29 protein-coding genes and 1 tRNA gene are annotated in these 16,189 nt (G+C 40.2%); 1 reads left to right on the plus strand and 29 read right to left on the minus strand.

Features of this window, described 5'->3' with window-relative positions; genetic code table 11:
* Nucleotides 1–394: hypothetical protein (locus DNJ75_RS01385; RefSeq protein ID WP_206609079.1), on the plus strand; the 394-nt coding region annotated here is incomplete at its 5' end.
* A gap of 457 nt (nucleotides 395–851) precedes the next feature.
* Here the strand turns inward: DNJ75_RS01385 and DNJ75_RS01390 are convergent.
* The 29 genes from DNJ75_RS01390 to DNJ75_RS01530 all read right to left on the minus strand — a co-directional run bounded on the left by DNJ75_RS01390 (nucleotide 852) and on the right by DNJ75_RS01530 (nucleotide 16,153).
* Nucleotides 852–927 (minus strand) — tRNA-Lys (locus tag DNJ75_RS01390).
* Between the two features lie 267 nt (nucleotides 928–1,194).
* Nucleotides 1,195–1,638, minus strand: coding sequence for a 50S ribosomal protein L17 (gene rplQ / locus DNJ75_RS01395; protein ID WP_117001389.1), 444 nt, complete (start codon nucleotides 1,636–1,638; stop codon nucleotides 1,195–1,197).
* A gap of 29 nt (nucleotides 1,639–1,667) precedes the next feature.
* Nucleotides 1,668–2,642, minus strand: coding sequence for a DNA-directed RNA polymerase subunit alpha (locus tag DNJ75_RS01400; RefSeq protein ID WP_117001390.1), 975 nt, complete (start codon nucleotides 2,640–2,642; stop codon nucleotides 1,668–1,670).
* Between the two features lie 21 nt (nucleotides 2,643–2,663).
* Nucleotides 2,664–3,284 carry a 30S ribosomal protein S4 gene (gene rpsD / locus DNJ75_RS01405; RefSeq protein ID WP_117001391.1) on the minus strand — a complete coding sequence of 207 codons (621 nt, stop codon included), beginning with the start codon at nucleotides 3,282–3,284 and terminating at the stop codon, nucleotides 2,664–2,666.
* 18 nt (nucleotides 3,285–3,302) lie between these two features.
* A complete protein-coding gene (gene rpsK / locus DNJ75_RS01410) occupies nucleotides 3,303–3,689 on the minus strand; it encodes a 30S ribosomal protein S11 (RefSeq protein WP_117001392.1) in 387 nt (128 codons plus the stop codon).
* Nucleotides 3,690–3,719: 30 nt separating this feature from the next.
* Nucleotides 3,720–4,076 carry a 30S ribosomal protein S13 gene (gene rpsM, locus DNJ75_RS01415; protein WP_117001393.1) on the minus strand — a complete coding sequence of 119 codons (357 nt, stop codon included), beginning with the start codon at nucleotides 4,074–4,076 and terminating at the stop codon, nucleotides 3,720–3,722.
* A gap of 109 nt (nucleotides 4,077–4,185) precedes the next feature.
* On the minus strand, nucleotides 4,186–4,299 hold the full coding sequence (rpmJ, locus tag DNJ75_RS01420) for a 50S ribosomal protein L36 (RefSeq protein ID WP_003017816.1): 114 nt from the start codon (nucleotides 4,297–4,299) through the stop codon (nucleotides 4,186–4,188).
* Between the two features lie 24 nt (nucleotides 4,300–4,323).
* Nucleotides 4,324–5,655, minus strand: a complete 1,332-nt coding sequence (gene secY / locus DNJ75_RS01425; protein WP_117001394.1) for a preprotein translocase subunit SecY — start codon at nucleotides 5,653–5,655, stop codon at nucleotides 4,324–4,326.
* Between the two features lie 7 nt (nucleotides 5,656–5,662).
* The gene (rplO, locus tag DNJ75_RS01430) at nucleotides 5,663–6,094 is read right to left on the minus strand and encodes a 50S ribosomal protein L15 (protein ID WP_117001395.1); all 432 of its coding nucleotides are present in this window, start codon (nucleotides 6,092–6,094) and stop codon (nucleotides 5,663–5,665) included.
* Nucleotides 6,095–6,099: 5 nt separating this feature from the next.
* Nucleotides 6,100–6,285 carry a 50S ribosomal protein L30 gene (gene rpmD, locus DNJ75_RS01435; RefSeq protein WP_117001396.1) on the minus strand — a complete coding sequence of 62 codons (186 nt, stop codon included), beginning with the start codon at nucleotides 6,283–6,285 and terminating at the stop codon, nucleotides 6,100–6,102.
* 5 nt (nucleotides 6,286–6,290) lie between these two features.
* The gene (rpsE, locus tag DNJ75_RS01440) at nucleotides 6,291–6,791 is read right to left on the minus strand and encodes a 30S ribosomal protein S5 (RefSeq protein ID WP_117001397.1); all 501 of its coding nucleotides are present in this window, start codon (nucleotides 6,789–6,791) and stop codon (nucleotides 6,291–6,293) included.
* 16 nt (nucleotides 6,792–6,807) lie between these two features.
* On the minus strand, nucleotides 6,808–7,161 hold the full coding sequence (rplR, locus tag DNJ75_RS01445; protein WP_117001398.1) for a 50S ribosomal protein L18: 354 nt from the start codon (nucleotides 7,159–7,161) through the stop codon (nucleotides 6,808–6,810).
* A gap of 13 nt (nucleotides 7,162–7,174) precedes the next feature.
* Nucleotides 7,175–7,711, minus strand: a complete 537-nt coding sequence (gene rplF, locus DNJ75_RS01450; RefSeq protein ID WP_117001399.1) for a 50S ribosomal protein L6 — start codon at nucleotides 7,709–7,711, stop codon at nucleotides 7,175–7,177.
* 15 nt (nucleotides 7,712–7,726) lie between these two features.
* Nucleotides 7,727–8,119, minus strand: a complete 393-nt coding sequence (gene rpsH, locus DNJ75_RS01455; RefSeq protein WP_117001400.1) for a 30S ribosomal protein S8 — start codon at nucleotides 8,117–8,119, stop codon at nucleotides 7,727–7,729.
* A gap of 17 nt (nucleotides 8,120–8,136) precedes the next feature.
* Nucleotides 8,137–8,442, minus strand: a complete 306-nt coding sequence (gene rpsN / locus DNJ75_RS01460) for a 30S ribosomal protein S14 (RefSeq protein ID WP_117001401.1) — start codon at nucleotides 8,440–8,442, stop codon at nucleotides 8,137–8,139.
* A 14-nt stretch (nucleotides 8,443–8,456) separates the two neighbouring features.
* Complete coding sequence (gene rplE, locus DNJ75_RS01465; protein WP_117001402.1) at nucleotides 8,457–8,996, minus strand: 50S ribosomal protein L5; 540 nt, start codon at nucleotides 8,994–8,996, stop codon at nucleotides 8,457–8,459.
* Between the two features lie 10 nt (nucleotides 8,997–9,006).
* Nucleotides 9,007–9,330, minus strand: coding sequence for a 50S ribosomal protein L24 (rplX, locus tag DNJ75_RS01470; protein ID WP_117001403.1), 324 nt, complete (start codon nucleotides 9,328–9,330; stop codon nucleotides 9,007–9,009).
* Between the two features lie 18 nt (nucleotides 9,331–9,348).
* The gene (rplN, locus tag DNJ75_RS01475) at nucleotides 9,349–9,717 is read right to left on the minus strand and encodes a 50S ribosomal protein L14 (RefSeq protein ID WP_117001404.1); all 369 of its coding nucleotides are present in this window, start codon (nucleotides 9,715–9,717) and stop codon (nucleotides 9,349–9,351) included.
* 142 nt (nucleotides 9,718–9,859) lie between these two features.
* Nucleotides 9,860–10,111 (minus strand): 30S ribosomal protein S17, encoded by a 252-nt coding sequence (gene rpsQ, locus DNJ75_RS01480; RefSeq protein WP_117001405.1) that lies wholly within the window; start codon nucleotides 10,109–10,111, stop codon nucleotides 9,860–9,862.
* Nucleotides 10,112–10,113: 2 nt separating this feature from the next.
* The gene (gene rpmC, locus DNJ75_RS01485; protein WP_117001406.1) at nucleotides 10,114–10,323 is read right to left on the minus strand and encodes a 50S ribosomal protein L29; all 210 of its coding nucleotides are present in this window, start codon (nucleotides 10,321–10,323) and stop codon (nucleotides 10,114–10,116) included.
* Complete coding sequence (gene rplP / locus DNJ75_RS01490; protein ID WP_117001407.1) at nucleotides 10,323–10,736, minus strand: 50S ribosomal protein L16; 414 nt, start codon at nucleotides 10,734–10,736, stop codon at nucleotides 10,323–10,325. The genes rpmC and rplP overlap by 1 nt, the downstream gene beginning before the upstream one ends.
* Nucleotides 10,736–11,437 carry a 30S ribosomal protein S3 gene (rpsC, locus tag DNJ75_RS01495; RefSeq protein ID WP_117001408.1) on the minus strand — a complete coding sequence of 234 codons (702 nt, stop codon included), beginning with the start codon at nucleotides 11,435–11,437 and terminating at the stop codon, nucleotides 10,736–10,738. The genes rplP and rpsC overlap by 1 nt, the downstream gene beginning before the upstream one ends.
* Before the next feature lie 10 nt (nucleotides 11,438–11,447).
* A complete protein-coding gene (gene rplV, locus DNJ75_RS01500) occupies nucleotides 11,448–11,783 on the minus strand; it encodes a 50S ribosomal protein L22 (protein ID WP_117001409.1) in 336 nt (111 codons plus the stop codon).
* A gap of 12 nt (nucleotides 11,784–11,795) precedes the next feature.
* Complete coding sequence (gene rpsS / locus DNJ75_RS01505) at nucleotides 11,796–12,074, minus strand: 30S ribosomal protein S19 (protein WP_117001410.1); 279 nt, start codon at nucleotides 12,072–12,074, stop codon at nucleotides 11,796–11,798.
* A 16-nt stretch (nucleotides 12,075–12,090) separates the two neighbouring features.
* A complete protein-coding gene (rplB, locus tag DNJ75_RS01510; RefSeq protein ID WP_117001411.1) occupies nucleotides 12,091–12,915 on the minus strand; it encodes a 50S ribosomal protein L2 in 825 nt (274 codons plus the stop codon).
* 17 nt (nucleotides 12,916–12,932) lie between these two features.
* Nucleotides 12,933–13,229 (minus strand): 50S ribosomal protein L23, encoded by a 297-nt coding sequence (rplW, locus tag DNJ75_RS01515; RefSeq protein ID WP_117001412.1) that lies wholly within the window; start codon nucleotides 13,227–13,229, stop codon nucleotides 12,933–12,935.
* Nucleotides 13,226–13,849 (minus strand): 50S ribosomal protein L4, encoded by a 624-nt coding sequence (rplD, locus tag DNJ75_RS01520; protein ID WP_117001413.1) that lies wholly within the window; start codon nucleotides 13,847–13,849, stop codon nucleotides 13,226–13,228. Before rplD ends, rplW begins: the two co-directional genes overlap by 4 nt.
* 14 nt (nucleotides 13,850–13,863) lie before the next feature.
* Complete coding sequence (rplC, locus tag DNJ75_RS01525; protein ID WP_117001414.1) at nucleotides 13,864–14,508, minus strand: 50S ribosomal protein L3; 645 nt, start codon at nucleotides 14,506–14,508, stop codon at nucleotides 13,864–13,866.
* Nucleotides 14,509–15,229: 721 nt separating this feature from the next.
* A complete protein-coding gene (locus tag DNJ75_RS01530; RefSeq protein WP_117001415.1) occupies nucleotides 15,230–16,153 on the minus strand; it encodes a hypothetical protein in 924 nt (307 codons plus the stop codon).
* Nucleotides 16,154–16,189 lie beyond the last annotated feature (36 nt).

A 16,189-nucleotide genomic window follows, 5' to 3' on the forward strand; every position in this document is an offset into this window, starting at 1 on the left:
TGAGTTTTTAGATGACTTAGCCTCATTTCTTAACTTTCAATACGATGCAGAAGATATGCTAACACTTTGGCTTGTTGGCAATAAAGCGCTTGCAAGCAAGCTCAAGCAATCACGCTTTGAGGCATTGCACTCGAGAGTACGTATTTGGCATGAGCTGCAACGCATTAGCAAGTTTGAGGACTTTACCGCATTTATTGATCATGGGTTTAAGGCGGCAGGGTGTACGACACGCTTATTGGCAGATAGTGATCTACGTTTATTAATGGAAGCAACGCAATGTTTGCCAAGACACATTTATAATGTCGTGACCAATTGTCTAGAAATTGCTTGTGCACGCAACTTAAATCATATCTCAAGCGATATTCTCGAAGAAGTCCTCGAAAGCATGCGTTAATGCCTGCATGTAACATCACATTGCGCAAACCCTTTTGACCTATATCATATAATCTCGTGTGTAATATCTGTTATCAACCGCAAGGAAGTAGCAAAGCACCGGCTTTGTAAGCGAGCGTGCGAGCGAAGCCCAGATGGCTGTTATTTGAAGAGCAAATAGTAGAAGCAGGCAAGCACTTCAATTTAACATACGAATCATTCCTGCCTTCTTAACCGGATAAGAGACCTAAAAATAGCCAGAATCATCTCCGCATTCATCGTGGGACTATCAACGCCAAATAGTCGGGGACGCTACAATACCCACAAATTGCGAATGCGCCCGCTCAGCAATGCTTGCGGTCATTATTATGGGTTATTTACCTGGAAATAGCGCATTACAATTTAGTCTGATACTCATTGCATTTATCGCCATTAATATAATTTCGGGAATTTTTCTAAAAAGAGATAATCAATCTTGATGGTGGGTCGTGCAGGATTCGAACCTGCGACCAATTGGTTAAAAGCCAACTGCTCTACCGACTGAGCTAACGACCCGACGAGGAGCTATTATAACGGCTCAACCCCTTATTGCAAGGGCTTTTTTCAATTAATTCCAGTGAATTTTAAATCTGTACTTTTTACAGTCAAACACAAGCGATAGCTTATAGATTAACTCAGCAACTAATGCAACCTCATGGTGCAGGCTATACTTAAAATCCTCCACTAAATCTGGCAATACCTCATCAACATCTTAACTTCCTTATTTTTGGCAAAAAAAAACCTGCAATCGCAGGTTTTATAGTTAGCAATAAAAGTTGTAGATTAAGCTTCTACTGCTTCTTCAACTTCTACTTGTGGACGATCAACTAGCTCGATAAACGCCATAGGTGCTTTATCACCAAAGCGGAAACCACACTTAAGTACGCGTGTATAACCACCTGGACGAGCTTCATAACGTGGTCCGATTTCTTCAAATAGCTTCTTAACCGCTTCTTTATTACGTAGGTAATTAAAAGCTTGACGTCTTAAAGCAACTACTTGACCTTTGAACTCATTATTATCATGATCAGTTGTTGATTTGCGCAGCTCAACTTCACGCTTTGCAAGCGTAATTAAAGGCTCGATAAAGCCTCTTAACTCTTTTGCTTTAGGCAAAGTTGTTTTGATCAGCTCATGCTTTAACAATGAAGCTGACATGTTTCTAAACATCGCTTTGCGATGGCTGCTTGTTCTATTAAACTTACGACCACTCTTACGATGACGCATAGTAATTTCCTTCTAGTTAAAATTATATATTACTTACTAAGCTGTTCTGGCGGCCAGTTGTCAATTCTGACACCTAAAGAGAGGCCTCTTTCAGCTAACACAGCTTTTATTTCATTCAAAGACTTACGCCCCAAATTTGGAATGCGCATTAAGTCTGACTCAGGGAATTGCACCAAATCGCCCAAATAACGAATATTCTGAGCTTTTAGACAGTTCGCTGATCTGACCGTTAATTCTAAGTCTTCAACAGGTCTAAGTAATAAAGGATCGATTTCAGGGGCATCTTGTGCAGATTTGCGACCTAGTGGTGCTTTCAAATCTACAAATACAGCGATCTGCTCATAGAAATAAGTCATCGCTAACTCGATTGCCACCTCAGGCTTAATCGTACCTTTAGTACGCATATAAATTTCTAATTTCTCGCTATTATCATCTAAAGCTGAAACGGTAAAGGAAACATCTAGAATCGGATTATAAGCGGCATCTAATGGAATATAGCCAACCAACAATTCTTCAACTGCTGCTTGTGTATAAACGGTAGATGGCACAAATCCACGACCCTTGGTCACTTTAAGCGACATATTAAGCTTGCCACCTTCGTTAAGATTAGCAATGACATAATTAGGATCTGATACTTTGACATTACCACTAACTTCAAGATCTTTCGCCAATAATTTTGAAGGACCTGCTTTAGTGATTGTCAAATACGCTTCTTCTGTTTCATCTTGTAAACTAATAGCCAGTTTTTTTAGATTAAGCAGAATTTCTACAACATCTTCTTGTACACCTTCGATGGTGCAGTATTCATGTAAAGCGCCTTCAAGCTGCGCTTCTGTTACTGCAGAACCTGGTATAGAAGATAATAAAATTCTTCTGAGAGCATTTCCCATTACATGACCAAAACCAACAGCTAACGGCTCAAGCACCACTTTAAAGTGGTTATTTTTAACCTCAGTAACACTGCCAATTTGTGGTTTGTAAGCTTCAGTTGGACAAGTATGCATTAACTGCTCTCCGTTTATCTATTATTTAGAGTACAATTCAACAATTAGCTGCTCATTGATATCAGCAGATAATTCAGCACGCTCTGGCTTAGACTTGAAAGCACCTTCAACTTTTGCTTCATCTACTTCAATCCAAGATAAAGTGCCACGTTGTTTAGCAAGTTCTAATGCGCTTTGAATACGCAATTGCTTCTTCGATTTTTCACGAACTGCAACAATGTCACCCGCTTGTAAAGCATATGAAGGGATATTACATGCTTTGCCATTTACCAAAATGCCTTTGTGTGTTACCAACTGACGCGCTTCTGCACGTGTTGCACCAAAGCCCATACGGAAAACAACATTGTCCAAACGACCTTCTAAAAGCTCAAGCAGGTTTGCACCTGTATTACCTTTGCGTCTTGCCGCTTCAACATAATAACGCTTAAATTGGTTCTCAAGTATGCCATAAATACGACGTACTTTTTGTTTCTCACGCAATTGCAAACCGTAGTCAGATAGGCGCGCTCTTTTTGCACCGTGTTGACCAGGCTGCGTGTTGATTTTACATTTTTCTTCGATCGATCTTACACCGCTTTTTAGCTGAAGATCAGTACCTTCTCTACGAGAAAGCTTACACTTAGGTCCTAAGTATCTAGCCATTTCACTTACCTTAAAATCTTATACACGACGTTTTTTCGGAGGACGGCAACCGTTATGCGGTAACGGTGTTACATCCGTAATGCTCGTCACTTTGAAGCCTTTTGCATTTAAAGCGCGTACCGCAGATTCGCGTCCAGGTCCAGGACCTTTCACAAGAACATCTACGTTTTTCACACCATACTCAAGCGCAACATCACCTGCTCTTTCAGCGGCAACCTGTGCTGCAAAAGGTGTACTCTTACGAGAACCTCTAAAACCACTACCACCAGAAGTCGCCCAAGACAACGCATTACCTTGACGATCCGTAATAGTGATAATCGTGTTGTTGAAAGAAGCGTGGATATGCGCAATCGCATCCGGTACGCTCTTCTTGATTTTCTTCTTAGGCTTTACAGCTTTTGCCATAAGTTTGATTCCTATTTGTTATAATTGTACTTATGCCCTAATTGGCTTTCTTGGTCCTTTACGCGTACGAGCATTCGTCTTAGTACGCTGACCTCTTACAGGCAGATTACGGCGATGTCTACGACCACGATATGTACCTAGATCCATTAAACGCTTAATGTTCATTGATACTTCACGACGAAGATCACCTTCCACTGTAAACTTGGCAACTTCACTTCTCAATAACTCGATCTGCTCTTCTGTCAAGTCTTTGATTTTGTTGCTTGGTTCAATGTTACACGCAGCACATATTTTAATTGCGCGTGGACGCCCAATACCATAAATCGCTGTTAAGGCAACATCAGCATGCTTATGATCAGGAACGTTAATCCCAGCTATACGAGCCATTTACAATACTCCATTTACTTTATTAATATCTTAAAATTATTAGTTAATTTGGCACGGCGGTCGAATATAACGCTTTTTTTATGAAAAAGCAAGCCGCCATGTCTAATTATTAACCTTGACGCTGTTTGTGTCTTGGATCAGTACAGATCACACGCACCACACGATTACGCTTGATCACTTTACAGTTTCTACACATCTTCTTCACAGAAGCTCTGACTTTCATCTGATTACCTCATTCTTGTTAAAATTATAATTTACCGTAATTACTCAAATTTGCTTTCTTTAACAGTGAGTCATACTGAGTTGACATCATATGTGATTGCACTTGCGCCATGAAATCCATGATCACAACCACGACGATCAATAGCGATGTTCCGCCAAATGTAAACGACAACCCATGACCAAAAAAGTTCATAACAAAAATTGGTAATAAACAAATTGCGGTAATATAGATCGAACCAATAAGTGTTAGCTTACTCATGACCGAGTCGATATATTTTGCTGTTTGTTCACCAGGTCTAACCCCAGTAATAAACGCCCCAGAACGCTTAAGATTATCTGCCGTTTCTTTCGGATTGAAAACAAGCGCCGTATAGAAGAAACAAAAGAAAATAATCGCTGCTGCAAAAATTAAAGTATACAGCAAGCTACCTGGTTGAAGCGCTTCACCAATTTCAGCTAACCACCCTAGTGACGGTGAAGATGCAAACCAATTAGAAAGCATCCCCGGAACCATCAAAATAGATGATGCGAAAATAGGCGGAATCACACCCGCCATATTTAGTTTTAATGGTAAATGACTTGTTTGTGGCGCCATCATCTTACGACCTTGCTGACGTTTAGCATAGTTAACCGTAATACGACGTTGAGCACGTTCGACAAAAACAACAAAAGCAACAACCGCTAGTAGAATAACTAGCAACACCCAAACAGTTAGATATGAAATTGCGCCTTGGTTAGCTTGTGAAATCGTTGTGCTAATTTCAAATGGCAGGTTAGCAACAATACCTGAGAAGATTAGTAATGAGATACCATTACCAATACCACGCTCAGTCATCTGCTCACCCAACCACATCAAAAACATACTGCCTGTTGTCATTGAGATAATTGCGGCAAAATAAAACAAAAATCTTGAGTCAATATCCACGAGTCCAGGCTGATTAAACGTATAAACTGCGATACCAAACGATTGCACTAACGCTAGCGCCAAAGTCGCATATCTTGTGTATTGCGTTATTTTCTTCTGCCCTGATTCCCCTTCTTTTTTGAGCTCCATCAGCTTCGGTGAAACCGCACTCATCATTTGGAAGATAATCGACGCTGAAATATAAGGCATAACACCTAATGCGAAGATACTTAGCTTCTCAAGTGCGCCACCTGAGAACATGTTAAACATGCTCAAAAGCCCGTTGCCACCAGCGTATTGCGCTGACATTAACTTGCTTAACTGATCGGCATCAATATATGGGATCGGGATATAGACACCTAGTCTAAAGACAATAATGCCTAATAAGACAAAAAGAAGGCGTTGTCTTAATTCCTTAAGTCCGCCACCTTTTTTAAGATTTTGTGTTGCCATAGCAATATTACTCTACCTTGCCACCAGCAGATTCAATAGCTGCTTTTGCACCTTTTGTGCAATGCAAGCCATTAATAGTAACTGGTTTATTGATTTCACCACTTGCAATAATACGCGCTTCAAGCATATCTTTACGTATAATACCTGCTTGCTTTAATGCATCCAGAGTCACTACGTCAGCTTCGATTACATTTAATTCATGCAATCTGATTTCAGCAACATATTTTGCTTTTTGTGAAGTAAAACCAAATTTAGGTAGTCTTCTTTGTAAAGGCATCTGACCGCCTTCAAAACCAACTTTATGGTAACCGCCAGAGCGTGCTTTTTGCCCTTTGTGACCACGACCAGAAGTCTTACCAAGACCACTACCGATACCACGACCAAGGCGCTTCGCAGCAGGCTTTGAACCCGGCGCTGGAGAAATTGTATTTAATCTCATTGAAATTACCCCTCTATCTTCACCATGTAGTTGATCTTGTTAGCCATACCGCGATTAGCAGGCGTATCAATCACTTCTACACTTTGGCGAATTTTACGTAAACCTAAGCCGCTTGCACACGCTTTGTGTGACGCTTGGCGACCAATTAGGCTTTTCGTCAACGTTACTTTAAAAGTCTTATTATCAGTCATCGTACTTACCCTTGAATTGCTTCAACGCTTAAGCCACGCTTCTCTGCAATCTCCTCAGGAGATTTAAGGTTGCTTAAACCATTGATAGTTGCACGAACAACGTTGATTGGGTTAGTTGAACCATAAGTCTTAGCTAAAACGTTATGAACACCCACCACTTCAAATACTGCACGCATCGCACCACCGGCAATAATACCTGTACCCTGAGATGCTGGCTGCATGAATACTTTAGACGCGCCATGGTTAGCAGTTGTTGGATACCATAAAGTATCACCATTTAGGTTAACTGTTTCCATATTGCGACGTGCGTTTTCCATTGCTTTTTGGATTGCCACAGGTACTTCACGAGATTTACCTCTACCAATACCGACTCGGCCATTTCCATCACCAACAACAACTAAAGCAGCAAAGCTCATGATTCTGCCGCCTTTAACTGTTTTGGCATGTCTTTTAACGCTGACTAACTTTTCGATCAAGCCGTCAGTTTTTTGCATATTATCTGCCATTATCAGTCGCCTTTAATTAAAATTTCAAACCATTTTCTCTAGCTGAATCAGCTAGTGCTTTTACGCGGCCGTGATATTTAAAGCCTGAACGATCAAAAGCAACCTGTTCAATACCTTTCTCAACAGCACGCTGCGCAATTATTTTACCAACAACAACTGCCGCAGCAACGTTGCCAGTATAAGCGCAATCGCCTTTCACAGCTTGCTCAAGTGTTGAAGCTTGCACTAAAACCTGAGCACCATTGCCAGAAATAATTTGAGCATACATATGCTTAGGTGTTCTATGTATGCATAAACGAACTTGATTTAGCTCTTTAAGTTTAATGCGTGTACGTTTTGCACGACGTAAACGAGCAATTTTCTTATCCATAGTTCTAACTCACTTATTTTTTCTTAGCTTCTTTGGTGATTACTCTTTCATCCGCATAACGAACACCCTTGCCTTTGTAGACTTCAGGTTGACGATAAGCACGGATATCTGCTGCAACTTTACCAAGTAGCTCTTTATTGGCACTCTTCAAAACGATTTCAGTTTGTGAAGGTGTCTCAGCTGTCACGCCTTGTGGTAACGCATGATCAACTGGATGAGAGAAACCAAGCGTTAAGTTAACGCTGTTACCTTGAGCCTTAGCACGGTAACCAACACCAACCAACTGTAACTTCTTCTCAAAGCCTTGACTAACACCAATAACCATGTTGTTAATCACAGCACGCGCAGTACCTGATTGCATGTTAGCAGTTTTAGATTCATCGTTTGGCTTCACATTGATGATTTTATCTGCAACTTCAATTGTCACTGCATTATTAATTTTTTTAACTAGTTCGCCTTTGGCACCCTTAACGGTAACAAGGTTATCATTTGCTACTGCAACTGTGACACCGCTAGGAATAGCAACAGGCTTTTTACCAACTCTAGACATTAAAAATCTCCTGTTTTATGCTACGTAGCAAATTATTTCACCACCAACGCCTTCTGAACGCGCTTTTCTGTCGCTCATAAGACCTTTAGAAGTTGAAATCACAGCCACACCAAAGCCACCATGAACTTTAGGAAGTTCACTTGCCGTCTTGTAAATACGAAGACCAGGGCGACTTACACGCTTAAGCATTTCAATCACAGGTTGCCCTTGGTGATATTTAAGCTCAACACTAAGCGTACCGTTATTTTCTTCAGAAACATTAACACTCTTGATAAAACCTTCTGCAACAAGAAGATCAGCAATTGCTTTTTTCTTCTTAGATAAAGGCATAGAAACAGTTGTCTTATGTGCAGACAAACCATTTCTAATTCTTGTTAGCATATCTGCAATAGGATCTTGCATACTCATAAAATTTAATCCTTCTATTACCAGCTAGCTTTTTTCAAGCCAGGAACATCACCAACCATTGCGTGCTCACGCAACTTGTTACGGCATAAACCAAACTTCTTGTAAACAGCATGCGGTCTACCGGTAATACGGCAGCGCGTTTGTAAACGTGAAGGTGATGAATTCACTGGAAGCTTTTGCAATTTAATTTGCGCATCCCACTTTTGATCATCAGTGGCATCTGGACTTAGAATAATTGCTTTAAGCTCAGCTCTTTTTTGAGCATATTTAGCAACTAATCTTTGTCTTTTTAATTCTCTTTGGATCATTCCAAGTTTTGCCATTGTAAGGTTACTCCTTAAGATTTCAGCGGGAAGTTAAACGCTGTCAATAGCGCTTTACCGTGTTCATTACTCTTAGCAGTTGTTGTAATTGTGATATCTAAACCACGAATACTATCAACTTTATCGTAATCAATTTCTGGAAAAGCGATTTGCTCGCGCATACCCATACTGTAATTACCACGCCCATCAAATGATTTAGGGTTTAAACCACGGAAATCGCGGACACGTGGGATTGCAATCGATACTAAACGATCTAAGAATTCATACATACGCTCGCCACGCAAAGTTACCTTCGCGCCAATTGGCCAACCATCACGAATCTTAAAGCCAGCGATAGATTTTTTAGTTTTAGTAATCACAGCCTTTTGACCTGCAATTGCTTCTAAGTCTCTTACCGCGTGCTCTAACGCTTTTTTATCTTTTGCAGCTTCACCAACACCCATATTAAGCGTGATTTTAGTAATGCGTGGAATTTCCATCACATTAGCTACACCTAGCTCATCTTTAAGCTGTGGAACTACTTTTTCTTGATAGAAAGCTTTTAGCCTTGCCATATTTTACTACCTATAGATCTACTAATTCGCCATTTGACTTGAAATAGCGAACTTTTTTATTACCATCTTCTACAAATTTAACGCCAACACGGTCAGCTTTCTTTGTAGCAGGGTTATATAAAGCAACATTAGATGCGTGAATAGATGCTTCTTTCTCGATAATGCCGCCCTCAACCCCTTTATTTGGGTTAGGCTTTACATGTTTCTTGACAAGATTAACACCTTCCACCACTACGCGATTCTCTTCAGAAAGCACAGTGACTATTGTTCCTCTACGACCTTTGTCTTTACCAGCGATAATTACAACGTCATCGCCTTTCTTCAGTCTATTCATTCTCTGTTATACTCCAACTTATAACACTTCAGGGGCAAGTGAAACAATCTTCATAAATTGTTCACTACGTAGCTCACGTGTCACAGGACCGAATATACGCGTACCAATAGGTTGGTTGTTGTTATTCAAAAGAACAACAGCATTACCATCAAAGCGTAAAACAGAACCATCGCGACGACGAACACCTTTTGCTGTTCTAACCACAACCGCACTATATACGCTTCCTTTTTTTACCTTACCGCGTGGGTTCGCTTCTTTAACAGAAACTTTGATCACATCACCAACACTTGCGTATCTGCGATGAGAACCACCCAACACTTTGATACATTCTACCCTACGAGCGCCACTATTATCAGCAACTTGAAGTTCAGTTTGCATCTGAATCATTTTATATACCTCACTTACGTCAATTTCTAAATAGTGGCGTCAAAAGACGCACTATTATAACAACAAAAATTAAAATTGCAATTTGACAATTTGCATAGAGAATAACCTCCTCCACGCAAGCTGTTTTATGATTACATTTTTATTATTTTGCACGCTCTACGATTGAAACCAAACGCCACTTTTTAGTTTTTGAGTAAGGTCTTGTTTCAGTGATCTCAACCGTATCACCTTCGTTGCACTCGTTTGCTTCATCATGCGCATGGTACTTAGTCGATTTAGTTACAAACTTACCATATAACGGATGCTTAACCTTACGATCTACAACGACCGTGATCGTTTTATCCATCTTATCGCTGGTTACTTTACCAAGTAACGTTCTTATTTTATCACTCATCTCTAGTTACCCACTTTTTGTTTTTCAGACAAAATCGTATTAATGCGAGCAATATCACGACGAATGTTTTTAAACATATGATTCTTTGTTAATTGCCCAGTTCCTTTTTGCATACGCAAGTTAAACTGCTCTTTCAACAAATCAATCTTATGCGCCTTCAACTCTTCAGCTGATTTTGCTTTTAGTTCTTTTATTTTTTCAATAGCTTTCATTACATCACCGTTTTTTCTGCGAATGTAGTTGCAAAAGGAAGCTTAGCTGCGGCACGCGCAAAAGCGGCTCTAGCCATTTCTTCCGTCACACCTTGGATTTCATAAAGCATCTTGCCTGGCTTGATTTGCGCTACCCAGTACTCAACGTTACCTTTACCTTTACCCATACGAACTTCTAATGGCTTCTCAGTAATTGGCTTGTCTGGGAATACGCGAATCCATACTTTACCACCACGACGAATATGACGGTTAATCGCACGACGGCCTGCTTCGATTTGGCGCGCTGTCAAACGACCACGAGCAGTCGCTTGCAAACCAAACTCACCAAAACTCACTTTATTACCACGCAAAGCAAGACCACGGTTACGTAATTTTTGCTGTTTACGGAATTTAGTACGCTTAGGCTGTAACATTATTTAGCCCCTCTTCTTTTTGCTTTCTTTGGCGCTTTATCTTCAGTCGCTGCGTCAACTTTACGCTCTTGACCTGGAAGAACTTCACCTTTGAATATCCATACTTTAACACCTAGGATACCGTAAGTTGTTAAAGCTTCAGATGTTGCATAATCAATATCAGCACGGAATGTATGAAGTGGAATACGACCTTCTTTTGCCCATTCAGTACGTGCGATCTCGGCACCACCTAAACGACCAGCGATCGATACCTTAATACCTTCAGCGCCCATTTTCATAGCAGTTTGAATCGCACGCTTCATCGCACGGCGGAACATAACACGCTTTTCTAATTGTTGCGCAATCCCATCAGCAACCAATTGAGCATCTAACTCAGGCTTACGGATTTCTTCGATATTAACCTGAACAGGCACGCCCATTTTTTTGGTTAATTCATTGCGTAACACTTCAACGTCTTCACCTTTCTTACCAATCACGATACCAGGACGCGCAGTGAAAATAGTCACTTTAGCATTTTGCGCTGGACGCTCGATCTTGATCTTACTGACTGAAGCATTGGCTAGTTTTTTATGAAGATAGTTACGTACTTCGATATCGGAGTTTAACTTATCTGCATAATCTTTTGCATCTGCATACCATACTGAACGCCAGTCTTTAATAAAACCTAGGCGTATACCGGTAGGATGAACCTTCTGACCCATTTAGTGCCCCTTAATTTTTTTCTGCCACTTTCACAGTAACGTGAGAAGTGCGTTTTAAAATACGATTACCACGACCTTTAGCGCGAGCTTCAAAACGTTTCATGGTTGAACCTTCATCAACGTGCACTGTAGAAACATACAGTTCGTCAATATCCATACCATCGTTATGCTCAGCGTTAGCGATAGCCGACGTTAAGACACCTTTGATCAATTCAGCAGCTTTTTTATTGCTAAAAGAAAGAAGGTTTAGCGCTCTTTCAACTGGCAAACCACGGATTTGGTCAGCGACCAAACGTGCTTTTTGAGCTGAAATTCGCGCATGTTTTAATTTAGCTTGAACTTCCATTGAAAACCTCAATTATTTTTTCTTAGCTTTTTTATCTGCTGCATGACCACGGTAATTACGTGTCACAGCAAACTCGCCTAACTTGTGCCCAATCATGTTTTCAGTTACAAGAACTGGAACATGTTGATGACCATTATGCACAGCGATTGTTAAACCAATCATATCTGGCACAATCATTGATCTTCTAGACCAAGTTTTGATTGGCTTTTTTGAATTAGACTCTTGCGCATCAAACACTTTCTTTAATAGGTGATGATCTACAAAAGGTCCTTTCTTTAATGAACGAGCCACAGTATTCTCCCTTTAATTATTTACGTCTTTGTACAATTAGCTTGTTAGAACGCTTATTTGTACGTGTCTTCTTACCTTTAGTCTTCACACCCCAAGGCGTTACAGGATGACGGCCACCAGAAGTACGACCTTCACCACCACCATGTGGGTGATCAACCGGGTTCATCGCAACACCACGTACAGTAGGACGAATACCACGCCAACGATTAGCACCTGCTTTACCGATTGATCTTAAGTTGTGCTCAGAATTAGAAACAGTTCCAATTACTGCGCGACAACCTAATAATACTTTGCGCATTTCACCTGAACGCAAGCGCACGATCGCATAAGCATTATCTTTACCAACGATTTGAACTGAAGTTCCAGCAGAACGCGCCATTTGCGCACCCTTGCCAGGCTTTAATTCAACGTTATGAACAACCGTACCAAGCGGAATGTTACGGATTGGCATACAGTTACCTGGCTTGATTGAGACGTGCTCACCAGAAACAACTTCCATACCAGCCGTTAAGCCTTTTGGTGCAATCATGTATCTTCTTTCACCATCTTTGTACAACAATAATGCGATATTTGCTGTACGATTTGGATCATACTCGATACGTTCAACTTTAGCTGGAATACCATCTTTAACACGCTTAAAGTCAATAACACGGTAGTTTTGCTTATGACCGCCACCTTGATGACGAACAGTAATACGACCTTGGTTGTTACGACCTGCGTTTTTAGATTTACTCTCAACTAATCCAGCAAAAGGTCTACCTTTGTGAAGCTCAGGGTTTTGGATCTGAACAACAAAGCGACGACCAGGAGAGGTTGGTTTTGCTTTAACTATTTTCATTATCTATCCTCACCGCTAACTTATTCAGCACCAATAAAATTGATGTCATGACCTTCAGCAAGTCTAATATAAGCTTTCTTCCAGTCTTTAGTTCTACCTTCAATACGACCAAAACGGCGCGCTTTACCTTTAACGTTGACAGTTTTCACATCTTCAACTTGTACTTCAAAAAGCATTTCAACTGCTTTTTTAATTTCTTTTTTGGTTGCATCCGTCGCGACTTTGAAAACAACATAAGAAGCACGTTCAGCAGCTTCATATGCTTTGTTTGTCACATGCGGGCTTAGCAACACTTTAAGCAATCTTTCTTGATTCATACTAAACGCTCCTCAACTTGCTTAACTGCTTCTTGAGTCATAATTACTTTGTCAAAGCACATTAACGCAACAGGATTGATTTCATGTGAATCAACAACAGCTACATTCTTAATGTTTCTTGAAGCAAGGTATAGCTCTTCAGTAAACTCTTCAGGGCTTACAACAATCAAAGCTTCTTTGACATCTAACTGCTTTAATAACTGGACGAATTCTTTTGTTTTTGGTGTTTCAAGCTTAAAGCCTTCAACCGCTAACAGACGATCACTTCTTAACAACTCAGATAAAATAGACTGAATTGCCGCACGGTACATTTTGCGGTTAACTTTTTGCTCATAGCTTCTAGGCTTAGCAGCAAATGTCACACCACCTTTGCGCCAGATTGGAGAACGAATAGTACCAGCACGCGCACGCCCTGTTCCTTTTTGTCTCCAAGGCTTAGCACCACCGCCTGATACTTCAGAACGTGTTTTTTGTGCTTTTGTACCTTGACGCGCACCAGCCATGTAAGCCACAACGACTTGATGAACTAATGCTTCGTTATAGTCTTTAGAGAATACGCTATCTGCCACATTCAGTACGCCAGTGTTTTCACCAGCCAATGTTTTAATATTTAAATCCACGTGCACTCTCCCTCTTAAGCTTTAACTTTGATAGCAGGTGTTACGATAACATCACCGCCTGTTGCGCCAGGAATGCCGCCTTTTAATAACAACAGACCGTTTTCAACATCTACTTTAACAACTTCAAGAGTTTGCATAGTGGTTTGAACATTACCCATATGACCTGCCATTTTCTTATTCTTGAAAACACGACCTGGGGTTTGGTTTTGACCAGTTGAACCATGCACACGATGTGAAACAGAGTTACCATGAGACATGTCTTGCGTTCTGAAATTATGACGCTTAACACCACCTTGGAAACCTTTACCTTTAGAGGTACCTGTTACATCCACTTTTTGACCAGCTTCGAACATAGAAATATCAACTGTTTTACCAGCTTCATATTCCGCAACTTGTTCTGCACTTAGACGAAACTCCCATAAACCACGACCTGGCTCAACATTTGCCTTAGCAAAATGACCAGCTTCCGCTTTGTTCATACGAGAGCGCTTTTTGAGACCTGTTGTTACTTGAATAGAGCTATATCCATCTGTTTCAGCTGTTTTCACTTGTGTTACCGTGTTTGGCTCCACGTGAATAACCGTTACAGGGATAGATGTTCCATCTTCAGTAAAGACACGAGTCATGCCGCATTTGCGACCTACGATACCTAAAGACATCTTTTATCCTCATTTTATTATTATTTACTTCCGCGATTACAATTGACCACGAAACACTTAATGTCACTGCTATTGCAGCTTTAACCAAAACGCCACCTTTATCTATTAAGGCGATACTGCTTTGGCAATTTTTCACGACCTAAGTCGCAAAATTTTCATCCACCCAAGGGCAAATTACTTTAATTTTTCTCCAAAAGCACTTTAAAGAAAACTTAAAACAACTCGCAAAAAAGACGCTAAAATCCGCCTAAAACAAGCATTCACCAACACACGAGCGCACAACAAAGCCGCCTGAGCACAGGAAAATGGTAGCGCATTCTAACGCATACTGGTTTAAACTTCAACAGCGTGATTGCAATTAGTTTGCTGGCGAATTGAATCAAATTAAAAGTTATTGAAATTAGACTATATGACTGCTTCAACATAATCCTTAGTTCGGTTTAGTGCATTAACTCGAACTATAAAATTTCTTAGTTCGGTTTAGCGCATTAACTCGAATTATAAAACTCCTTAGTCAAGTTTGAAGCGTTAACTCTGACTATAAAAACCCTTAGTCCAATTTAGGGCGCCAACTTGGACTATACAGTTCCTTTGCTCAATTTGGCATCTCAACTTGGATTATAAAATCTCTTAGTTAAATTTATCACCTTAAGCTTTACTATAAATCGCTAAATATCTATTAAAGCCGGACTCGTATCCTGTAATTTCTTTGAGAATATCTTCATACTGAAAAAACAGTAATGTAATCAACAATCTTTGGATAATGTTGTTGGCAGAACGCTAATAAATCTTTCTTTGTTGGTTGTACTGCAATAATTGTTTCACGATATGCAGCATAGTGCATTTTAGGCAAAGCCTGATTGGCTTTAAGATTCTTCTTATCATTCTTTATATGTTTAGCCGTGTATTCTTTTTCAAACACTGCCCTTTCATTATGCTTTTCAGCATAAACTAACGCCTTATGCGGAAACTCGCCCTGATCCAATGCTTCCTTGATATAATGTGCAATAACATCTTTAATCGCTGCCGTTTTTGGTGGATTAGCCAAATCATCACCTATTGAGTATTTAGAGTAAATACCATCTATGGCTTTGATCTGATTATATTCATTGGTAAAGCTACGGCGCATATTGGAGCCAAAATGTATACTATAAGTACTGAGAAATCCATCATAAATAACATGCTCTAAAAAAGGCAAAAGTATAAAGTTTACCTGATACGGCAAGCCGTTCTTGGGGAAAAAATCTTCCAAGCTATGACTAATTCCTTTAATGCCATAAAGTCTAGTACCCCTACCGATACCTTTATTTGCAGCTGGTGTTGCCATAACAACCGAGTGCTCACGTAAGTGCTTCATTAGAAAGCCATCAATCGCTAACTTACCTTGCCACTGACGAATAACATCCAGGTCTTCCGCATTAAAGTTATATGGGTTTTTATCACAGAAGTCTTTTATATTGGCTGCCACGTACATCTTATCTCTTATAGCAGGAATAGCGCCCTGTAATTCATCATGACTTAAGTCCTGAAAATCTTCCACGGATTTTAATCTAGAATTAATCGCATATTTCTTGTTGGTGAAATCCATTAAAGATCGGTGAAGTTTAAAAAAATATTCTGCTTCATGTGGTAAAAGTTGACTCATTGCCGTTGTCCTTATTTTTTGCCTTTATTGTATTTG

It is taken from the genome of Cysteiniphilum litorale, from assembly GCF_003428165.1.
GTDB lineage: Bacteria > Pseudomonadota > Gammaproteobacteria > Francisellales > Francisellaceae > Caedibacter > Caedibacter litoralis.